The organism is Martinezella lusitana, from assembly GCF_900094565.1.
Classification (GTDB): Bacteria; Pseudomonadota; Alphaproteobacteria; order Rhizobiales; family Rhizobiaceae; genus Rhizobium; species Rhizobium lusitanum.
The window spans coordinates 1-4544 of record NZ_FMAF01000070.1; the positions used below are offsets into that span (position 1 = coordinate 1).

Here is a 4544-nt window from a genome sequence, read left to right on the forward strand (position 1 = left end):
GCACACGGTCACCAATTTTGATTCAGAAGAGCTACAGCCGCCGATGGCTGGCAGCAAAAAAGCCACGCTCACCAATCCCCACAATCTAATCACGAGATCCCCCATTCAAAGCGCAGGGTTGTATTTCGCATGTTTTGAAAAGGTATGCCAGTGACAGATATTGCAACTTTGGGTGTAAAATTCACAATCGTTGGTGCCGATCAGGTCGCCACGGGGATGAATCGTGTTGCCGTTGCGGCCAACAAAGTGGAGTCGGAAATTGGGGCCGCGGCGCGCGCGACTGGCACGTTAGGTGGCAAGGCGGAATTACGGTGACAGTGCACTAATTCCCAACGACCTTGGCTTTGCGACCGCGAGGAGCCGGCTTGAGGGTGGCGTCGGTGAGGTCTTCGAGCCGGTCTAAAAAGTCGGTGTTGCCGATGGGGCGGCCGATGCTTTCTGCTCGGCGAAGCGCGGTAAACGCCATCTCTTCTTCTCCGGCAATGAGGAGGGCGGCGAAATCGGGAAAGCGAGCGCGAACCGGTGCTGTGGTCGTGACGCCGTCATCCTCAATCAGTCCAAGTTGGGCCGCGACACTCGACCATCGCCAATCGGCAGCCCGCTCGACAAGGCGAGCGCGCACCGGATTGAGGGCGACGTAGCGGAGCGCTGCCGCCAGATGCTCTTCATCCATGGCGACACAACCGAAGCGGCCCTGCCAGAAATGGCCGGTCCGGCGTAGCCTTGCATGGATATGGCCGGCATAGGTGCGATGAACGCGAGATAGTGCGCGGCGAATACCGTCAGCATCCGCTGGAATAAGGATGAGGTGAACATGATTGGGCATCAACACCCAGCCCCAGACTTCTACGCCGGCGGCACTACAATGATGAGCGAGGAGATCGCGATAGAGCGCATAGTCATCATCGCAAAAGAAGGTTTGTGCCCGCCCGTTGCCGCGTTGGGTAACATGATGTGGGATATCAGGGATGACGATACGAGCGAGGCGGGCCATCGATTGCGTTGGTCAGATCTGAAAGCTTATTGAGTGCACTGTCACCGTAATTGTCGATTTTTCTTGTTGCGCCTAAAGTTGCTTCCTCAACCACTCCGTGTTCGTTTCACCATCGACGACGCTGAGGCGGTCCGCTCTGGAAGCGTCTCCATCGCTAATCGGATACTGACATCTGGAGATGCCGCGAATTAGTGTGCCATAGGCGTTAGGAGCATCGTAAGTTATAAGTGCCTCATACATCACAGGTTTTACATGGCCTCGGTCAAAATCCTTCATCAAGGCTTCCTGAATAATCGCGCTCAATCCTTCGCTGAAGTAACGTTGGTAGTCAGCGCGGCCAATGGGTTCTTCGGATTGCTGGATTTCGATCCGTCTGTATTCGGATGGTGCTAGAAGCCTGTTCTTCAAAACCTGCTCGCAGGCCGTTACCATTTTTGAGTCGAAAAAATCGCAGCTGTTGAGGATCGGCAGCAGGAGCGATAGTCCGGCAAATTTCCACAATCTGTTCACGAAATCCCCCTACGTTCTGGGTTGTATTTCGCATCTTTTTAAATGGTACGCCAGTGACAGATATTGCGAGTTCTGCGAGCTTGAGAATCCAAGACTATTTTCTTGCCGCCTTAGTTACTATCAATCGATTGGCTGGAATTTCGCTATTGAAAGCTCGTCTAGGAAGGACGCTTTTAGCTCGTCCTCGCGGCCTTTGTTTATGACATATTCGCATTTTGCAGTTGCAGCCGCAGCTACCCCGTTTACGCCTGGAACCGTGTAGTTGAGGAATACAATATGCCGCTGCGGACTTATTCTTCCGGCGTCAAAAGCTTCGATCAGCATGGCATGGTATTTGTTTGATAAATCCTTGTTTGAAAATGCCGCTGCCTTGTCAACATATTTTATAAATTCCGGGCGCCCAAGTTGTTGGACTAACTGACTAAAACCGACCCGGATATAACCCGAATTTTCACCCAGCCGATCTTTCAAGGTCGTTTCACATACAGCAACGGGTTTGGGTTCCGCGAATGCGGGACCAGCGGCTGTCAACGATAGCAACACCAAGCTTCCGAAACTAAGAATCTTTCTCATTTTGAGCCCCGGCTTATAAGAAAGGTTGGAAATTACCTTTGTGTCGTTTCGTTTGAACCGACACGCAACTTCTGATCTTTTCTTCAAGAGGTCGGTGCTCAATTCAAAAGCCGCCTGAAGGTATCGCGAACCCATCCCGTATAAGGGGCAATTGGCTTCAATCTTTTCCGCAATTCTTCCGCAGTTTGAGGAGGTTCATGGCTGAAATCCCGGACAATCTGAGAATACGTTGCGGCATCGGTTGCAAAGATAGAAACTCCTCCCACCGATATTTTAGAAATGCTGCCATCGGCGGAAAAATATTGACAGGTAATAGCTCTAGTAACCTTCTCAGCTTGTGTGTCTAGGACATTAAAATTTATAGTTGTGGTATAGAGAACGGGCTTCACCGAGCCTTCGTCAAACTCCTTCTGATAAACGCGCTGTATGTCAGGGAAGCCTTTGAACTCTTCTTCCAAGTCAGCTGTGGTGCCCGGCCTCTCACTAAGAAAGAACCTGTTGCGCCCATAGGTGGAAGGTGCCGCGAGATACCCTTTGAGACGGGCCTCGCAAGCAGTCACGAGCGGCGGATCAAAGATGCCAAAGCTGTAGATCAACAGCAACGCGGCAAGCACTGCAATCACGCTAACAATCAATTTCATCAAAATTCCCGCGAAATAGCTTTGCAGCATTTTCTCGCATGAAATCAAAAGGTGGTCCAGTGACAGATATCGCAACTCTGAGCATTAAAGTTGATAGCAGCGAAATCAAAACGGCAAGTAACGATGTGAGAGATTATGTTGTTGCTGCGGGAATTACGGTGACAGTGCACTAATTCCCAACGACGACCTTGGCTTTGCGGCCGCGAGGAGCCGGCTTGAGGGTGGCATCGGTGAGGTGTTCGAGCCGGTCTAAAAAGTCGGTGTTGCCGATGGGGCGGCCGATGCTTTCTGCTCGGCGAAGCGCAGCAAACGCCATTTCTTCTTCTCCGGCAGTGAGGAGGGCGGCGAAATCGGGAAAGCGAGCGCGAACCGGTGCTGTGGTCGCGACGCCGTCATCCTCAATCAGTCCAAGTTGGGCCGCGACACTCGACCATCGCCAATCGGCAGCCCCGCCGACTTGAGCCCTAACCCCGGAAAATTCCAGCGCCCGCTGGCCCAAATTCGGGGAGCACTTCAATAAGTGGAAAATTCCAGGTCTGAATGGCCTAATTTAACGGGGGCACGTCAATCGTAATTCTCCACGTAGTTTAGTGTGATTCAATGGATGAGCCATCTGAAAATATCGCGAAACCAACCCTGATAAGGTGCAATTGGTCTCTGGGATATTTGCTTCTTCTCAGGAGAAAGAGCTGCTTCGGATTGAATGATGCGGTATAAATCGGAGGAATCTGCCTTAAGTAGAGATATGTCTCCTGCCGCCATATCAGATGTCTTTCCGTCGTTAGAGTAATATTCGCATTCTACTAACGTATTTAATGGTTTATTTTCATCGTCTGCCGCGTTGAATTTTATAATTGCACCATAGATCGTCGGATTTAAGGAGCCATTGTCGAAAGATTTAAGAGATTCAAGCTGAAAACCCTTAATATCCTGCTTTATGTTGGCAAGTCTATCGGCACTTAAATTTTTGAAGTCGTAATCAAGACGAGAATACGTGCGCGCGTAGCGATCCTCAAGTTCAGATCTGGTCAGCGGCTTTTCTGATAGAATGTAGCCGTCGCGCTTATAACTCGATGGCCTTATGAGATAGTTTTTCAGATTTGCCTCACAAGCCTTTACGATTGGCGGATCAAAGACGCCAAAGCTGTAGAGTAACAACAACGCGGCAAGCACCGCAATCACGCCTGAAATTAGCTTCATCTAAACTCTCGTAGCTAGCTCAGTCGCATTTTTTGCATGAAATCCAAAATGTGATCCAGTGATAGATACTGCAACTCTCGATATATTCTCGCTTTGAAGTAGGCAGCCAATGTGTTCAGCCGCAGATCTATGGATTTCTAGGCTGCGTAAAATCGATATAGTTCTTTTGTGCGGTCTGCAGGTCGTGGTTTACGGTTGAAATATTCCACACGCATCCCTCGATATCCTCCTTCCGGCCAGGTTTCTTTTCGCTCTCGATAAACTTTTCAAGTCTGTTGACTCGTTGTGCCGCCATTTCCGGTGACAAGCCGATTTGCTGAAAAGCCTTCTCGGCATACGTCCGAATTGCGTTGTAATATGTCGTGCCAAGCACATCTCGGCATTGATAAGCAATCACGAAACTCACGTTCACACCATCGATGACTTTACCGGTCAGCTGAAGACGCTTGTGCTCGTCGTCAGCTAAGACTTGCGTGTTGATTGTGCATGCGAAGAATGCAGCCAGAAGTAGTTGAGGCTTCATTGTCGCTACCGCTCTTATTAACGCTGTGTCTCTAACCAGTCCGCGTTCGTTTTGCCGTCGACCATTACGTAGAGACGGTCCGCTCTGGAGGTGTCTTCATTGT

General features: G+C 50.2%; 7 protein-coding genes. All 7 read right to left on the reverse strand.

What is annotated here, in order from left to right; translation table 11 throughout:
• Positions 1-322 precede the first annotated feature (322 nt).
• Complete coding sequence (locus GA0061101_RS38345) at positions 323-994, reverse strand: transposase (protein WP_092577802.1); 672 nt, start codon at positions 992-994, stop codon at positions 323-325.
• A 72-nt stretch (positions 995-1066) separates the two neighbouring features.
• Positions 1067-1504, reverse strand: coding sequence for a hypothetical protein (locus tag GA0061101_RS38350; RefSeq protein WP_141694197.1), 438 nt, complete (start codon positions 1502-1504; stop codon positions 1067-1069).
• A gap of 120 nt (positions 1505-1624) precedes the next feature.
• Complete coding sequence (locus GA0061101_RS38355) at positions 1625-2077, reverse strand: hypothetical protein (protein ID WP_141694198.1); 453 nt, start codon at positions 2075-2077, stop codon at positions 1625-1627.
• A 98-nt stretch (positions 2078-2175) separates the two neighbouring features.
• On the reverse strand, positions 2176-2718 hold the full coding sequence (locus GA0061101_RS38360) for a hypothetical protein (protein ID WP_141694199.1): 543 nt from the start codon (positions 2716-2718) through the stop codon (positions 2176-2178).
• Between the two features lie 169 nt (positions 2719-2887).
• Positions 2888-3034 (reverse strand): hypothetical protein, encoded by a 147-nt coding sequence (locus GA0061101_RS39995; protein WP_208865061.1) that lies wholly within the window; start codon positions 3032-3034, stop codon positions 2888-2890.
• 281 nt (positions 3035-3315) lie between these two features.
• A complete protein-coding gene (locus tag GA0061101_RS38370) occupies positions 3316-3918 on the reverse strand; it encodes a hypothetical protein (protein WP_047562838.1) in 603 nt (200 codons plus the stop codon).
• Positions 3919-4045: 127 nt separating this feature from the next.
• Positions 4046-4441 carry a vWA domain-containing protein gene (locus GA0061101_RS38375; protein WP_092577811.1) on the reverse strand — a complete coding sequence of 132 codons (396 nt, stop codon included), beginning with the start codon at positions 4439-4441 and terminating at the stop codon, positions 4046-4048.
• Between the last annotated feature and the right edge of the window lie 103 nt (positions 4442-4544).